Here is a 15357-nt window from a genome sequence, read left to right as displayed (position 1 = left end):
CACTCCCCAGTGCAGATATCTGAAGAGATGCGGGAAGGACCAGAAAAGTTGCTACGGATTCACGATCTGGTCGCCGACGAGGGCGAGCGTCTGGATGGCGGCGAGGCCGTAGAGGGCTGTGGTGTTGGTGGAGACCCACTTGGCGGCCTGGGTGGGGTTGAGGGTGGTGGTGACGTCTTCGGCGGTCCAGGGGAGCGTCGGCGCGTAGCCGTCACCGGTGTAGAACTCCGACCAGGCGCGAGCCGCCAGGTCGTCGCGGTTGAGCCGGACCGAGGCGTACGCCGTGAGCCGCGCATGGCCCTGCCGCAGGATGAGGTTACCGAAGTACGCCCCGCACTCTGCTGTCTGCTCTGCACGGGTCGCGTTGAACAGCCGGCAGTACTGCAGCCACGCGGCCTCGAACGCGGGCATCTCCACCAGGTCGATCAGCTCGGCGCAGATCTCCACCTGGCCGAACATGGCGCTCAGATGGGACACGCTGACGATCTTCTCGGCCACTGGTGCGAAGCGCCCCGTGTCGAGGTCGTACAACCCGCTCCCGGTGACGAACCCGTTCGGCATCGCCCCGATCGTCTCCATCGTCCCGAGGAGCTTGGCCTTCGCTAGACCAGCCTTAGGACCTTGACGCTCCCACTCGGTCAGCCAGGCCGCGGCCAGACCGCTCCAGTCCGTGCCGAGGCCGATGGACAGCGCATGCGGGTCCGGCTCGTACGGCTCGGTCCTGATCTTCCGCAGCGGGTCCAGCACCAGGAACGTCTTGTCCGAGTCCACCAGTTCCGACAGCAGGTCGCCAGTACGCTCGTCAGCCGTCAGGTAGTAGTAGAACCGCCGGTACGCCGCCGTACTGATCCGCTGCTGCTTCGCACTGTCCGCCCAGTGCTGTACGCCGTGCCGCGTACCAAGGCCGGCCCACTGACCCAGGTGGTAGACGTCGACCTCACCGGTGTGCCGCGTCATCGCCTCCGCGAACCGGAAGATGTCGGCACGCCCTGACCGCAGGAACGCGTACCAGAGCCACAGGTCCGGCGAGAGCTCTGAGTTGTCCCACGCGTACCCGCCGACGTCGTACCGCCACACCAGCCGGTCCTCGTCGAACGTGTGCATGATGTCGCCGTAGTCCCAGAACCCGTACCAGTGCCGCGACTCGACCTGCCCGCGGTAGTAGTCGAACAGGAAGTCCAGGTGGTCCTCGATCGCCTTCTTCGCCGACACGGACCGGTCCACCGGGGTGAACAGCCCACCGAACACCCGGGAGCTCACCAGCTGGTCCACCGGGTTGATGAGCTGCGGCGGCGTCCGCACCTGGTCGGCCAGGTCACCCAGCCGCTCAGCCGACGGCGTCGCCTCCAGCGCCCAGAACGTCAGCTCAGACGTCCGGGCGATCCCGTACGGCGTACCGAACGCGGGCTCGTAGTCCTCATAAGTGATGTTGAGGCCCTCGAGCTGCTCCGGGTAGGTGTCCTGGCCCATGCCGTCGTGGTAGAACCGCGTGTCCATCGCACCGGCCGCCGGCGACCACAGCCACACGGTCACCTCGGCCTCCGCGGTCGCCGCCTTCCGGACGTCCAGCTGCGTCGGGTGCCGCTGCCAGAAGTCCCTTAATCCGAAGGCGAATCCGCCGCTGACGCCACCGACGTACCCGAGCCCGGAGGCGCGTTTGCCCTGGTCGACCGAGACCCAGCCGTACCCCTTGGCGGTCCGCTTCTTCACCGTGAACCCGTCCGCGGTCAACTGGCTCAGCGAGTAGTCACCCCACTCGGGGATGTACTGCAGCCGCGTCGTCACCCGCTGGTCCCACGTCGCCGGATCCGGCAGCTTCGTCCCGGCGATCTGCGCGGCCCGTACGGCGGCGCCCGGGTCCCGCCGCAGACCGGTGATGCCCTTCACCGCCTCGGACACCATCCCGTGCCGCTCGCCGACGAACCGCACATGCCGGTCGTACGCCGCGTCGCGCAGCGGCACCGAGAAGCGCACGCCGAGCCCGGCGATGTAGTCCTTCTGCCCGTCGCGGTCGTAGACGAACGTGTGCACCATCCGCACGTTCTCCGCACCGGCCACGAAGTACAGCCGGACCGAGAACGGCAACCAGCTCAGGCCCTTGCGTGACTTGTGCCGGCCTTCGATCCGTACGACGGCGCGCACCGGCCCCGACTGCTCCACGGTGACCCGGGTGATGTCGCTGTCGTACCTCTCCCGGGCAGCGCCGCCGTCCTCGTCGTCGGCGATCTTGTCCTGCTTCAGGTTGATGAGCTGACCCTTGCGCGCGATCAGCACGTCACCACGCCAGATGTGGCTGATCAGCTCGGTCCCGCCCTTCCGGATCCGCGCCTTGATCACGCCCGTGTCGACGTCGACGTACAGCTTCTCGTTCTTGACAGTGACGGGATGCGCAGGCGCGGCCGCCGTACCCGGGCCGAGCGTGTACGACTCAGCAGGTGCGTCCACTGCGATCGCGTGCGCACTCCACTTGAGGGAGCCGTCCGGCCAGTACGCGGTCGGCCAGCTCTGCACTGGTACGTCGGCGCCGTCAGCGGACCTGAGAGCGAACGACTGGTTCGCTGGTACGACGCCCTTCGGCCAGGGCGTGCCCCACGTGGTGACAGCCGCTGTGGTGGGCTTGCCTTCGAGCCAGCTGAGCTTGACGTCAGAAGCCTCAGCAGCCGCAGCTGTTTGGATGTTGTCGAGCAGGGACACCGCAGGTACGGCGGCCATGCCTGCTAGGACGGTGCGTCGGGAGACCTCCATGCCGTTCCACCTCTGTCATTCCGGTGTTCGGGGATCAGGGACAGGTTCTGGATCGCTGCCAGCGCGTACTGCGACGCGCCGTTCGTGCTGATGAACGCGGCCTCGTCGACCGGCATCAGCGCGCCGTCGACGGGAGTGGTCTTCCACTCGGCCGTGTCCACTGAGAACTTGCGCCAGGCCAGCCGGGCCAGCTCCGGATCACCGGTGCGTGCCGCGGCGTACGCGGCGAGTCGGCTGTGGGCCAGCTCTTGCGAAATGCCCTGCAACGGTTGGCCGACCTCCGCGGCCTGCTCCTCGGGCGAGAGCAGGTACAGCCGGCAGTAGTCGAGCCATGCCTTCTCGAACCCAGGTACGTCGAGGTCCAGGTCGATGAGCTCGGAACAGATCTCGGGCAGCCCGAAGAGCGAGGACAGGTGGGAGACCGCGATGGTGTCCCGGCTGGTGTCGAAGCGCCCGGTGGACAGGTCCAGTCGCGCACTACCGGTCAGGAAGCCGTAGTGCAGCGCAGCGATGTCGGACATCGTTCCCACGAGCCGCGCACGTGCCCGCTCGTCGCCGTGTCGCTCCCATCGCGTGAGCCACGCAGCGGCGAGCGCACCCCAGTCCACGCCCAGCTCGATGGACAGCGCATGCGGGTCGGGGGAGTAGACGTCCGGTCGTACCTTGCGCTGCGGGTCGACAGCGAGGAACGCCTCCTCGATGGTCTCCAGCTCGTCCATCAGGTCACCTGTCCGCTCGTCCGCGGTCAGGTAGTAGTAGAAGCGCCGGTAGATCGCACTGGAGATCCGGACTTGCTTGCAGCTGCAGCCCCAGTGCTGCACGTTGTGCCGCGACCCCAAGCCCTTCCAACGGCCTAGGTGATGTACGTCGACCTCACCGGTGTGCCGCGTCATCGACTCGGCGAAACGGAACACGTCGGCCCGCCCGGTCCGCAGGTACTGGTACCAGAGCCACAGGTCGGGGGAGAGCTCCGAGTTGTCCCAGGCGAACCCGCCCACGTCGTACCGCCACGTGTGCCGGTCGCGGTCGTAGGTGTGCATGACGTCGCCGTAGTCCCAGAACCCGTACCAGCGGCGTTGCTCGCGCTGACCGACGTAGTACTGGAAGAGGAAGTTCAGCCGGGCCTCGATGTCCTGGTGGTCTGCAGTGGGCAGACTCCAGGTGCCGAACACACCTGCCTCCAGCAAACGCGCAGGAGAGACCGTGAGCAGTCCAGGCGAGTTGAGCAGCGCCACGTGTTCCGACAGCTCCTCAGCTGACGGTGTGGTGTTGTGGACCCGCAGACTGAGCTCATGCGTACGGGCCACGCCGTGTGCGTTGCCGAAGCCGGGCTCGTAGTCCTCGTAGGTGATCTCGAGTCCTTCGAGCTGTTCGGCGTGCGTGTCCTGGTCCATGCCGTCGTGCCAGTAGCGCACGTCCATGGCCGGCGCGCTGGGTGACCACATCCACATCGTGGCCGTGGCGACGTCGGTGCCCGCGTTACGGATGTCCAGCCGGGTCGGGTGCAGTTTCCAGAAGTCACGCAGCCCGAAGCCCAGTCCGCCGCTGACGCCACCGACGTACCCGTAGCCGGGTGCTCTGGTGCCAGACGGGATGGTGATCCACCCCTGTCCCGCTCCGGTGCGTTTGCGCAGCGTGAAGCCGTCTGCGCTGGTCTGGTCGAGGGTGTAGTCGTTCCACTGCGGGATGAGGTGCAGGCGGTCGGCCACCTCCGGGTTGGGGATCGCCTCGACTGCACCGCCGGCGACCTGCGTACGGCGTACCTCCTCACCCGGATCGCGGCGTAGACCGGTCAGACCGCGCACTGCCTCGGTCAGGAAGCCGGACGGGCCTGCGAGTCGGATGTGGCGGTTGTGCGGATCGTCGCGCATGACCACGTCCGCGCTGAGCCCCAGACCGGCCAGGAAGTGCCGATCCGGATCGCCGTCCCAGACGAAGCTGTGCACGATCCGTACGTCGGCAGCGCCCGCGTAGAAGTACAGCCGCACCGAGAACGGCAGCCAGTCGCCGTGCTTGCCCTCGAGCCGGACGACGGCCCGCACCGGACCGTCCTGCTCCACGGTGATGCGATCCACCGTCGCGGTCGTCTGCTCCCGTGATGCGCCCAGCTCGTCGTCCGGCGTGTTCTGCCGCAAACTCACCAGCCGGACGTCCCGCACCACTTCCTGACCGTCGTAGCTGATCGACGCGATCAACCCCGGCTGCCGGATCACCCACGCGACAGGGCCGGTCGTAACCCGCACCTCGTCGTCGGCCTGTTCCACCTGAACGGGATGCGCCGGCGTCGCGGAGTCCCCGACGACCAGCTCGTACGACGACTCGGGCTGCTCGGACGGCCCGATCGCGTGCGCGGACCACTTCACCGAGCCGTCCGGCCACGTCGCAGTCGTCCAGCTCTGCACCGGCGTACCGTCGGACAACCCGAACTCAGTGCCCTCGGCAACCGTACCGCGGGCCCACGGAACACCCCAGGAAACTCCTTGTCGACAAGGTGTTTCGAGCCATTGCAGGGTAGTCACTCCTTCACCGACCCGATCAGCACGCCTTTCGCGAAGTGCTTCTGCAGGAACGGATAGAAGAGCAGGATCGGCAGCGTCGCGACCACCACGACCGCGAACTTCAGGCCCTGCTCGGGGAACGTCACCGTCTCCAGTTGCTGCAGCACGTTCGCCGAGTCGGCGTTCGCCGCGGTCAGCTGGCGGACGATCATCTGCAGCGTCCACTTCTTGCTGTCGTCGATGTAGAGCAAAGGCGACATGTAGTCGTTCCAGATCCCGACCGCGTAGAACAGCGAGAACGTCGCGATGATCGGCTTCGACAACGGCAGCACGATCCGCAGGAACACGTTCAGCTCGTTGCACCCGTCGATCCGGGCCGCTTCCTCGAGCGCCTCCGGCAACTCCTGGAAGAAGCTCTTCACCACGATCAGGTAGAACGGGTTGATCGCCAGCGGCAGCATCAGCGCCCAGTAGCTGTCCAGCAGCCCCAGATCCCGGACGACGAGGTACGTCGGGATCATGCCGCCGCTGAACACGAGCGTGAAGATCACCAGGTTCAGCACCAGCGCCCGCCCCGGCAGGAACTTCTTCGCCAAGGGATAGGCCATCGTCAGCGTCAGCAGCAGCTGGATCACCGTGCCGACCGCGGTCACGCCGACCGTGGTCAGCAACGCGCGGACGAACGTGTCGGTGGAGAAGATGTAGTGGTACGTGTCGGTGACGAACTTGTGCGGCCACAGGAAGAACGGCCGCGAGCTGATCTCGGACTCGGTCGCGAACGATCCGGCGAGCACGTAGAGCAGCGGAAGCACCGTCACCACGGCCAGTGCGGTCAGCACCACGACATTCAGTACGTCGAACACGCGACTGCCGACCGAGTCGTAGTACCGGACTCGCTGCTTCATGATGGGTTTCATCGTGGTCCTCCTCTCAGAACAGACCGCGCTGGCCCATGCGCTTGGCCAGGAAGTTGGAGCCGAAGATCAGCACGACGCCGATCACGCCCTTGAACAGGCCGACGGCGGTCGCGTAGCTGAACGAGCCCTGCGTGATGCCGATGTAGTACACGAACGTGTCGAACACGTCCGCGACGTCACGGTTCAGCGACGTGGTCATCAGCCAGATCTGCTCGAACCCGGAGTCCAGCAGATTCCCGGACATCAGGATCGCCATCACCACGATCGTCGGCCGGATCGCCGGCAGTGTGATGTGCCAGAACTGCCGCCACCGCCCGGCGCCGTCCACTCGAGCGGCCTCGTACAGCTGCGAGTCCACGCCCGCCAGCGCGGCCAGGTAGATGATCGTTCCCCAGCCGGTCTGCTTCCACAGCAGCTGCAGCACGATCAGCGGCCGGAACCAGTCCGCCTGCGCGACGTAGTCCGTCTTCTGCCCGCCGACCAGGCCGTGGATCCAGTTCGCGATCACGCCGAAGTCCACCGAGAACAGCAGATAGGTGAGCGAGGCGACGATCGTCCAGGACAGGAAGTGCGGGATGTAGACCAGCGACTGCACGGACCGCTTCAGCACGTTGATCCGGAGCTCGTTCAGCAGCAGCGCGACGACGATCGGCGCCGGGAACACGAAGACGACCGTCAGCACGGCGAGCAGCAGCGTGTTGAACATCAGCCGGCCGAAGTCCGGCCCGGTGAACAGCTCCTGGAAATGCTTCAGTCCGACCCATTCGCTCCCCGAGTAGCCGAGGAACGGCACGTAGTCCTTGAACGCGATGGTCAGGCCGTACATCGGTAGGTACTTGAACAGCAAGAAGTACAGGAGGCCCGGCAGCAGCAACAGGTACAGCCAGCGGTAGCGCCACAGGTCGCGCCCCAGGGTCTTCGTACTGCGTCTGCGCCGCGGGGCGGACGCCGGCCGCGGGGAATCCGCGGCCGGCTGTACCACCTCGGGCACGAGGTCGGTCGCCATCGATCAGCCGCCGGCCTTGGCAGCCAGGTCGTTGACCTCCTTGGCGATGTCCGTGCCGCCGCTGTCGTACCAGCGCTTGATCTGCGCCTTCAGCTGGTCCTCGGTGATCGCGCCGGACAGGTACTTGATCCGCGCGTCCGGGATGATCGTGTCGAGCGTCTGGCCCTTCGCCACCGAGGTCGGAGCGATGATGCCGAGCGCCGGGTTGAACACCGCGGTCTTCAGGTCCTCGTTCATCAGGACGTCGAACTTCTCTCGCATCGTCCGGCTGGCCTCGTCGTTCGGCCGCAGCGCGTAGGCGCCCAGCCCGACCGACGCCCGGGTGCCGAGCTGGATGAACGCCTTGTCGACGTCGTTCTGGATCGCCTTCACCTTGGCGTCGTCCTGGTTGATCGGTACGGCGTACTTGCCGTCGGCCTTGAAGTTGCGGCCCTCGATACCGTTGGTGAGCAGGATCGAGCCCTCCTTGGACTCGAGCTTGTCCAGCGTCTGCAGCACCTGGTCGAGCTGCTCCTCGGTGCGCACGTGCTGCTTGGAGATCGCGATCACCATGTTGTAGCCGGTGAACGGGTACGAGTGCTTCTCGCCATCCGGCCCCAACAGGTTGCCGACCAGCGTGACCTTGTCGAAGTCCTTCGGGTTCTTCTCCTTGAACAGGTCGAGCAACTGGGTCGCCCGCACGTTCACGTCGATGATCATGCCGCCCTTGCCCTGCACGAACGGGTCGTTCCAGTTCGCGCTGTCCAACGTGGCGAAGTCCGGGTTCACCAGGCCCTCGGAGACCCACTTGTGCAGCCACTGGTTCGCGGCCAAGAACTCCGGGGTGTCGAACCCGGGCACCAGTTTGCCGTCCCGCTCACCCCAGCCGTTCGGCGCGCCGAACCAGGTCTCGATCACGTCGTACGGGCTGGCGCTGGCGTAGTTCCCCGGCCACTTCGGGATGATCAGGCCGTAGGTGTCCTTCTTGCCGTTGCCGTCCGGGTCCTTGTCGGCGAACGCCTTCGCGATCGTGTAGAGGTCCTCGACGCTCTGCGGTTCCTTCAGACCGAGCTTGGCCAGCCAGTCCTTGCGGATCACGACGCCCGAGCGCAGCAGCGGCCGGACCCGGTAGATGCCGTACGTCTTGCCGTTGGTCTGCGTGTTCTTCGCGGTCTGCTCGTTGGCCGGCTTCAGGTTCTGGTACTTGTCGAGCTTGCCGGTCAGGTCCCAGAACGCGCCGGCCTCGGCCGCCTTCACGAACGACGGGCTCTTCTCGTTCGCCACCATCACGTCCGGGATCTTGTCCGAGGCGAGCGTGACGTTCGACTTGTCGCCGTACTCCGCGTTCGGCACCCAGGTGATCTGGAGTTTCTTGCCGATCAGTTTCTCGACCGCCTGCTGCAGTTCGCCGCTCGGGTCCGGCGCGGTGCCGAACAGCGGCGCCATCACCGTCAGTTCGGTGCTGGCGGCCTCGCCGCCCTTGTCGTCGCCGCCGCCGGAACAGGCGGATGCGGCGAGCAGTGCCGTCGACAGTGCGGCGGCGACGGCGAGGCGCCGTCGGGAGATCATGGTCATTGGTTCCCTTTCAGGTGCAGGCGCGCCTCGTTCTCGGCGAAGAAGCGCAAGCAGAGCCAGGTGTCGAGCTGGATCCAGGCGCCGCCGGCCAGGACGAACCCGAACACCGGGAACTTCACCGACACGAAGGCGATGGACACCGCGACGAACAGCAGGACCAGGGACGACGCCGGCCGCGCGAGCGCGACCAGTGATGCCTTGGGCAACAACATGCGGATCCCGAGGTCGTAGTGCACGGCCATCGGAAGCGCGTACGCCGCGATCAGCCCGAGCGCGACGAGCGCCGTGAGACTGGCCAGGCGGGGGAGTGCGGACCCGAGCGCGGCGAAGTACAGGTAGTTGCCGACGAGAACGACGGCGGCCGCGACCAGGGGGAGTACGACGAGCGATCCGCGGCGGAACTCCTGGCGGAACGCGGTACGGAAAGCAGGGAAGGCATGAAACGATTCACCGGATGACCTGCGTCTGGCCAGCGAATATGCCGCGAGAGTGGCCGGGCCGATACCCAGGGCAATACCGCCGAGCAGCGTGAAGAGGATCCACAGGGCGTTCAACTTGATCACCCAAAGGACCTCGTCCGCAGCGTCGTACAGCCTGATGGCCCAGCCAGTGCTCATGCCGGTTCCTGCCTTGTTTCGGGGTGAAAAGTGATGTGACCGTATGGTTGAATCGTCTCAATGTCAAGGCTTGGGAAAGCGTTTGTCGGAGAGTGGTCACGGGGGTGCGCGAACGCGGGGGTCAGGCCTGGGAGACGCGCAGATTCGCGTACTCGCCGATCAACGGCGCCATCTGCCGGAAGCCGAGGCGGCCGCCGGGCAGGGGGTGTTGGTCGTGCCAGCTGAACGTGATCAGGTCGTTGATCGCGAAGGTGATCTCGCCGTGGTGGACGGTCAGCCGCAGGTGGTACGGACCGTCGGCGTCGGTGACGTCCGGGATCGGGTCAGCGCCTTGCGCGACCAGGTGGAATCCGTAGCTCTTGCGCAGGTTGCAGGTGTGGAAGGCGCGCTCGGCCGGCCAGCGTCTGCGGAAGTACGAGACGTGATAGGTGTCGAGGTCGCCGTGGTGGTACTGCTCGTACGGCCCGGTGCGCGGCTGCAGGTCGAACAGATCCTCGCCGTGGCGCCCCTTGGCATGGAAGAACAGGATGCACAGGCCTGGTTCGCGGATCGGCCAGAAGTCCCACTCGATCGTCACGTCCGGCGGGAAGTCCTCCGGGCACCACAGCACGACGTTCGCGTCCTGCCCGTCCGCCGCCGGTCGCACACTCTCCAGGCGCAGCCGGCCGAGCGGGAACGTCGTCGCGCCGTCGCCCTCGAGCCGGAAGCCGTCGAGGTCGGACGGTCCGGCCAGCGGGTTCTCGTACAGGACAGGCATCAGCGCCGGCGCTTGAAGTCGCTGGACTCGCGAACGATGAGGTCCGGCTGGAAGATCACCTGACGATGCCGATGCCGCTCGGCCGACTCGACCTCTTCCTGCAGCAGTTCCATCGCGGTCCGCCCGAGCAGCTCGGCCGGCTGCCGCACGGACGACAGCGGTACGGCGGCGGCGCGGGCGAAATCTATGTCGTCGTACCCGACGATCGCCATGTCCCGCGGGACCCGCAGGCCGGCGACCGCCATACCCTGCAGGAATCCGAGCGCGAGCAGGTCGTTGGCGAGGAACGCCGCCGTCGGGCGCGAGCGCGCCGGGAGCGCGGCGAGCTGTTCACCGATCGCGCGACCTTCGACCACACCCATCACGTCGACCTCGTAGTGCTGCAGGTCGACGTCGCCGGTCTCCTCGACAATCGCGGTGATACCGGCCTTGCGGTCCGCGACCTGCTGCATCGTGAACGGCCCGCCGATAAAGGCGATCCGGCGATGGCCGGACTCGATCAGGTGGTTCCCGGCGAGGCGTCCGCCGAGCTGGTCGTCGACCGACACCGAGCACAGTCCGCGGTCCGCCGTACGGTCGACGAGCACCACCGGCGTACCGCGATCGACCAGCGCGGTGAGGCTGGGATCGGTGCTGTCGAACGGCGTGATCAGGATGCCCATCACGCGCTGCTGCTCGAGCTGGTCGAGGTGATGTCCCTCGCGCACCGGGTCGGTCTTGCTGTTGCAGAGCATCACCACGGTGTCGTGCTCGTAGGCCAGCGCCTCGGCACCTTCGGCCAGATCGGTGAAGAACGGGTTGGTCACGTCGAGCACCACCAGCCCGACGGTCCGGCTACGCCCCGCCCGCAGATGCCGCGCCGCCTCGTTCCGCACGAACCCGAGCGCCTTGATGCTGTCCTGCACCCGCTGGCGCGTCTCCGGCGCCACGATCCCCGGCCGATTGAGGAAGTTGCTCACAGTCCCCACCGAAACCCCGGCCCGCTGCGCAACCTCCTTGATGCTGGGCGTCGCCATCGTCCCCCGTCCAGCAGCCATCCCGGTCACCAGCAGTCTAGTCAGCCCCGATTGAATCGTCTAAATCGACCGGTCGATGAGAACTGGAGATAGGCGACGGTCACTGGAGACATGAAATACCAGGTCCCCAGTAGCCATGGCCTATCTCCAGTTCCCCGGTCAGCTCTTCCCGCCGAATGTGACTCGTGGGTAACATCTGGGTATGGCGAGTCAGGTGTTGGGGTTGTGGGAGCGGTTGCGTGGGGTGCCGGGTGGGGAGCGGGTGTTTTCTTGGGGGTTCACCTGGAAGGCGCCTTACTTTCGGTCGGTGCGGCCTCGGTTCGTGCAGGTGAGTCCCAACTACGCGGCGCTGACGTTGCCCAAGCGGCGGGCGGTGCAGAACCACATCGGGACGGTGCATGCGATTGCTGTGTGCAACGGTCTCGAGGCGGCGATGGGGGCCTTGGCGGAGGCGACGGTGCCGGCGGGGAAGCGGTGGCTGCCGAAGGGGATGGAGGTCTCGTACCTCGCCAAGTCGACAACGGATCTGACGTGCTCGGCCGAGACCGATCCGGGCACCTGGACCGCAGGCCCCGACGTCCCGGTGCGGGTGAAGGCGACCCGCGACGACGGCACGGTCGTCGTCGAGGGCACGATCCACCTCTGGGTAACTGACAAGAAGTAAGCACGTCGTACGACGTAAGGTCTCGGCGTGACTGAGTTGCGGGTGGTGGAGGTTGCCGAGGAGCACTTGGACTCGGTATGGCAGGTGCGGACGCGGTCGTTCGGGATGGGTGGTGACCGCGACGAGTGGAGGAAGACCGCGCGGTCGTTCATCGCCGACGGGCGGTATCTCGGCGTCGTCGACGGTGACGAACTGGTCGCGGCGGCGCGGGTCTGGCCGCACGAGCAGTGGTGGGGCGGGCGCCGGTTGCCGATGGGCGGTGTGGCCGGCGTAGTCGTCGCACCGGAGTACCGCGGTCGTGGGGTCGGCAGCCTGTTGATGCGCGCCGTACTCGACCTGTGCGCGCAGAAGGGTTATCCGCTGACGGCGCTGTATCCGGCGACGACCGTGCTCTACCGGCACCTCGGATACGAGTTCGCCGGAAGCCGGCACCTCTACACCTTCGAGGCCGCCGATCTGCGGACCCTGGGCGGCAGCGGTACGGCGGTGCGCAAGGCGGGACGCGACGACGCGGACCTGTTCCTGGAGCTCGCCGCGAAGGCGCACGAGACGCGACGCTCGAACGGTCCGCTGATCTGGCCGCGCGCCGAGGTCGAGTCCTGGCTCGAGGACGAGGGCAACTTCGCGTACGTCGCCGACGACGGTTTCGTCGTCTACAAGTGGAAAGACGGCAACCTCGCGGTCGAGGAGCTCATCGCCGGCTCGGAGGAGACCGCCCGCGCGCTGTGGGCGACCGTCGGCTCGGGTGCGTCGATCGCGAAGACCGTGGAGGCATGCTGCCCGCCGTTCGATCCGATCCACCTGATGGTGGAGCACGAGGCGCGTGGTGAGTCCTGGCAGGGCCGGTGGATGCTCCGGCTCGTCGACGCTCCGGCAGCCCTTGCGGGACGGGGCTTCCCGGACGGCGTCGTACTCGAGGCCGACCTGCGGATCGACGACCCGGAACTGCCCGCGAACACCGGCGACTGGCACCTCTCGATCAGCAACGGATCCGCCACGCTCACCCCCGCCGAGCCATCGGGCGACCCACTCCGCCTCGGTCCGCGCGGACTGGCAGCGCTGTACGCCGGTACGCCGCTGGCCGCCCTCCGCGGCGCCGGACTGGTCACCGGGGGAGCGGCCGCCGCCGACTCGGCGCTGGACGCGGTGTTCGGCGGACCTGCGGCGTACATGCTCGACGACTTCTGAGACGGCGCGTCGATTTCTGAACTCCTGACGCCTCGGACTAGGGTTGTCGAACAAACGTTCGGAGGTGTTCATGCGGGTGCTCGGCGTCGACCCGGGACTGACCCGGTGCGGCCTCGGCGTCGTCGAGGGGACACCGGGGAAGCCGCCGTCGCTGGTCGCCGTCGGGGTGATCCGGACGCCGGCCGACCTGGACGTTTCCAAGCGGCTCGTGCTGATCGAGGAGGAGCTCGACGAGTGGATCGCCCGGCACCAGCCGGACGCGGTCGCGGTCGAGCGGGTCTTCGCACAGCACAACGTCCGGACGGTGATGGGTACGGCGCAAGCCTCGGGGGTCGCGATGGTGGTCGCCGCCCGGCGCGGACTCCCGGTCGCCCTGCACACGCCCAGCGAGGTGAAGGCCGCGGTCACCGGATCGGGCCGCGCGGACAAGGAACAGGTGACCACGATGGTCACCCGGATCCTCAAGCTGAGCGAGCGTCCGACGCCAGCGGACGCCGCGGACGCGCTGGCGCTGGCCATCTGTCACGTCTGGCGTGGCGGCGTGGCGAGCAAACTGCAGGACGCGGCCACCAGCCGGGCCAACCTCGAGGCGGCGGCGCAAGCGCAGTCACGCCTGCAGGTGGCGAGGCTGCGGGCCGCGGTGGCGGCGCAACAGGGCAAGCGGTGAGTACGGAAACAGGAGGCTGGCGATGATCGCCTTTGTACGTGGACCGGTGGCGGCCATCGGGCTGGACAGTGCCGTGGTCGAGGTCGGCGGGATCGGTCTGCAGGTGTACTGCGACCCGGGCACGCTGGCCGGTCTACGCCCCGGACAGGAGGCGCGGATCGCCACGTCGATGGTGGTCCGTGAGGACTCGCTGACGCTGTACGGGTTCGCCGACGACGACGCGAAGAACCTGTTCGAGCTGCTGCAGACCGCGTCCGGTGTCGGGCCGAGGCTCGCCCAGGCCGCGCTCGCGGTGCTGAGCCCGGACCAGCTGCGCCAGGCGGTCGCGACCGAGGATCTCGCCGTACTGGTGAAGGTTCCGGGCATCGGTAAGAAGGGTGCGCAGCGGATCGTGCTCGAGCTGAAGGACAAGATCGGTGCGCCGTCCAGGACCGTGACCGGCCGGCCGCTGCAGGCGCAGGAGGCGTGGCGCGACCAGGTACAGGCCGGTCTGGTCGGTCTCGGCTGGTCGGCCCGCGACGCCGAGGACGCCGTCACCGCCGTGTCGCCGCTCGCCGCCGACAACCCGAACCCGTCCGTTCCCGACCTGCTGCGTGCCGCGCTGCGCGTCCTGTCCAAGGCGTAAGCGATGGAAGACAACGTCCGCCCACTGGTCTCCGCCGACGCGGTGGATATCGAGGAACGCAAGATCGAGTCCGCGCTACGGCCGCGCACCTTGGCCGAGTTCGGCGGTCAGCGCCGGGTCAGCGAGCAGCTCGAGCTGGTGCTGCACGCGGCTCGCGGCCGCAACCGCACGCCGGACCACGTGCTGCTGTCCGGACCGCCGGGGCTCGGCAAGACCACGCTGGCGATGATCATCGCCAGCGAGATGGCCGCTCCGCTGCGGGTGACCAGCGGTCCGGCGATCCAGCACGCCGGCGACCTGGCCGCGATCCTGTCCGGGCTGAGCGAGGGCGAAGTCCTGTTCCTGGACGAGATCCACCGGATGTCGCGGCCCGCGGAAGAGCTGCTGTACATGGCGATGGAGGACTTCCGGGTCGACGTGATCGTCGGCAAGGGACCGGGTGCGACCGCGATCCCGCTCGAGATCCCGCCGTTCACCCTGGTCGGCGCGACCACCCGGGCCGGTCTGCTGCCGGGGCCGCTGCGTGACCGGTTCGGGTTCACCGGTCACCTGGAGTTCTACGAGGCCGCCGAGCTGGAGAAGATCGTGAACCGGTCGGCCGCGCTGCTCGAGGTCGACATCACCCCGGAGGCCGCGATCGAGATCGCGTCCCGTTCACGCGGTACGCCGCGGATCGCGAACCGGCTGCTCCGGCGGGTCCGCGACTTCGCGGAGGTCCGCGCCGACGGCATCATCACGCTCGCGCTGTCGAAGGCGGCCCTGGACCTGTACGAGGTGGACAAGATGGGCCTCGACCGGCTGGACCGGTCGGTCCTGGACGCGCTGTGCCGCCGATTCGGGGGCGGGCCGGTCGGTCTTTCCACGTTGGCGGTTGCGGTCGGCGAGGAACGTGAGACTGTGGAGGAAGTGGCCGAACCGTTCCTGGTCCGGTCGGGCTACCTGGCCCGTACGCCGCGTGGTCGCGTCGCCACGCCCGCGGCCTGGCGGCACATCGGGCTCAAGGTCCCGAAGGGTGCGACGTTCGCGGACACGCTCTTCGACTCCGATGAGGACTGAAGGAGTTCAACCTCAACTGAACACGACGACCGCCGGGGAACCTCCGC

General features: G+C 67.5%; 13 protein-coding genes. 5 read left to right on the top strand and 8 right to left on the bottom strand.

Features of this window, described 5'->3' with window-relative positions:
- Positions 1–51: 51 nt before the first annotated feature.
- The 8 genes from OHB24_RS38105 to OHB24_RS38070 form a co-directional block, all read right to left on the bottom strand.
- Positions 52–2745, bottom strand: a complete 2694-nt coding sequence (locus OHB24_RS38105) for an exo-rhamnogalacturonan lyase family protein (RefSeq protein ID WP_327635799.1) — start codon at positions 2743–2745, stop codon at positions 52–54.
- Complete coding sequence (locus OHB24_RS38100) at positions 2718–5264, bottom strand: exo-rhamnogalacturonan lyase family protein (protein ID WP_327635798.1); 2547 nt, start codon at positions 5262–5264, stop codon at positions 2718–2720. The genes OHB24_RS38105 and OHB24_RS38100 overlap by 28 nt, the downstream gene beginning before the upstream one ends.
- Entirely contained in the window at positions 5261–6160 is a 900-nt protein-coding gene (locus tag OHB24_RS38095; protein ID WP_327635797.1) for a carbohydrate ABC transporter permease, read from the bottom strand. The genes OHB24_RS38100 and OHB24_RS38095 overlap by 4 nt, the downstream gene beginning before the upstream one ends.
- Before the next feature lie 13 nt (positions 6161–6173).
- On the bottom strand, positions 6174–7166 hold the full coding sequence (locus OHB24_RS38090; protein WP_327635796.1) for an ABC transporter permease: 993 nt from the start codon (positions 7164–7166) through the stop codon (positions 6174–6176).
- Positions 7167–7169: 3 nt separating this feature from the next.
- Entirely contained in the window at positions 7170–8714 is a 1545-nt protein-coding gene (locus OHB24_RS38085) for an extracellular solute-binding protein (protein WP_327635795.1), read from the bottom strand.
- A 2-nt stretch (positions 8715–8716) separates the two neighbouring features.
- Positions 8717–9337 carry a YesL family protein gene (locus OHB24_RS38080; protein ID WP_327635794.1) on the bottom strand — a complete coding sequence of 207 codons (621 nt, stop codon included), beginning with the start codon at positions 9335–9337 and terminating at the stop codon, positions 8717–8719.
- 121 nt (positions 9338–9458) lie between these two features.
- Positions 9459–10094 (bottom strand): DUF1961 family protein, encoded by a 636-nt coding sequence (locus tag OHB24_RS38075; RefSeq protein ID WP_327635793.1) that lies wholly within the window; start codon positions 10092–10094, stop codon positions 9459–9461.
- Entirely contained in the window at positions 10094–11131 is a 1038-nt protein-coding gene (locus OHB24_RS38070) for a LacI family DNA-binding transcriptional regulator (protein ID WP_327635792.1), read from the bottom strand. Before OHB24_RS38070 ends, OHB24_RS38075 begins: the two co-directional genes overlap by 1 nt.
- 181 nt (positions 11132–11312) lie before the next feature.
- Between OHB24_RS38070 and OHB24_RS38065 the strand changes: the two genes are divergently transcribed.
- The 5 genes from OHB24_RS38065 (at position 11313) to ruvB (ending at position 15310) form a co-directional block, all read left to right on the top strand.
- Complete coding sequence (locus tag OHB24_RS38065; RefSeq protein WP_327635791.1) at positions 11313–11774, top strand: hotdog fold domain-containing protein; 462 nt, start codon at positions 11313–11315, stop codon at positions 11772–11774.
- Between the two features lie 27 nt (positions 11775–11801).
- On the top strand, positions 11802–12962 hold the full coding sequence (locus OHB24_RS38060) for a GNAT family N-acetyltransferase (protein ID WP_327635790.1): 1161 nt from the start codon (positions 11802–11804) through the stop codon (positions 12960–12962).
- A 70-nt stretch (positions 12963–13032) separates the two neighbouring features.
- Positions 13033–13629, top strand: coding sequence for a crossover junction endodeoxyribonuclease RuvC (gene ruvC / locus OHB24_RS38055; protein ID WP_327641151.1), 597 nt, complete (start codon positions 13033–13035; stop codon positions 13627–13629).
- Positions 13630–13651: 22 nt separating this feature from the next.
- Positions 13652–14254, top strand: coding sequence for a Holliday junction branch migration protein RuvA (ruvA, locus tag OHB24_RS38050; protein WP_327635789.1), 603 nt, complete (start codon positions 13652–13654; stop codon positions 14252–14254).
- Positions 14255–14257: 3 nt separating this feature from the next.
- A complete protein-coding gene (gene ruvB / locus OHB24_RS38045) occupies positions 14258–15310 on the top strand; it encodes a Holliday junction branch migration DNA helicase RuvB (protein WP_327635788.1) in 1053 nt (350 codons plus the stop codon).
- Positions 15311–15357: the final 47 nt, after the last annotated feature.

Origin of the sequence: Kribbella sp. NBC_00482 (assembly GCF_036013725.1) — a bacterium.
Classification (GTDB): Bacteria; Actinomycetota; Actinomycetes; order Propionibacteriales; family Kribbellaceae; genus Kribbella.
This window is presented reverse-complemented; position numbering and strand designations above follow the sequence as displayed.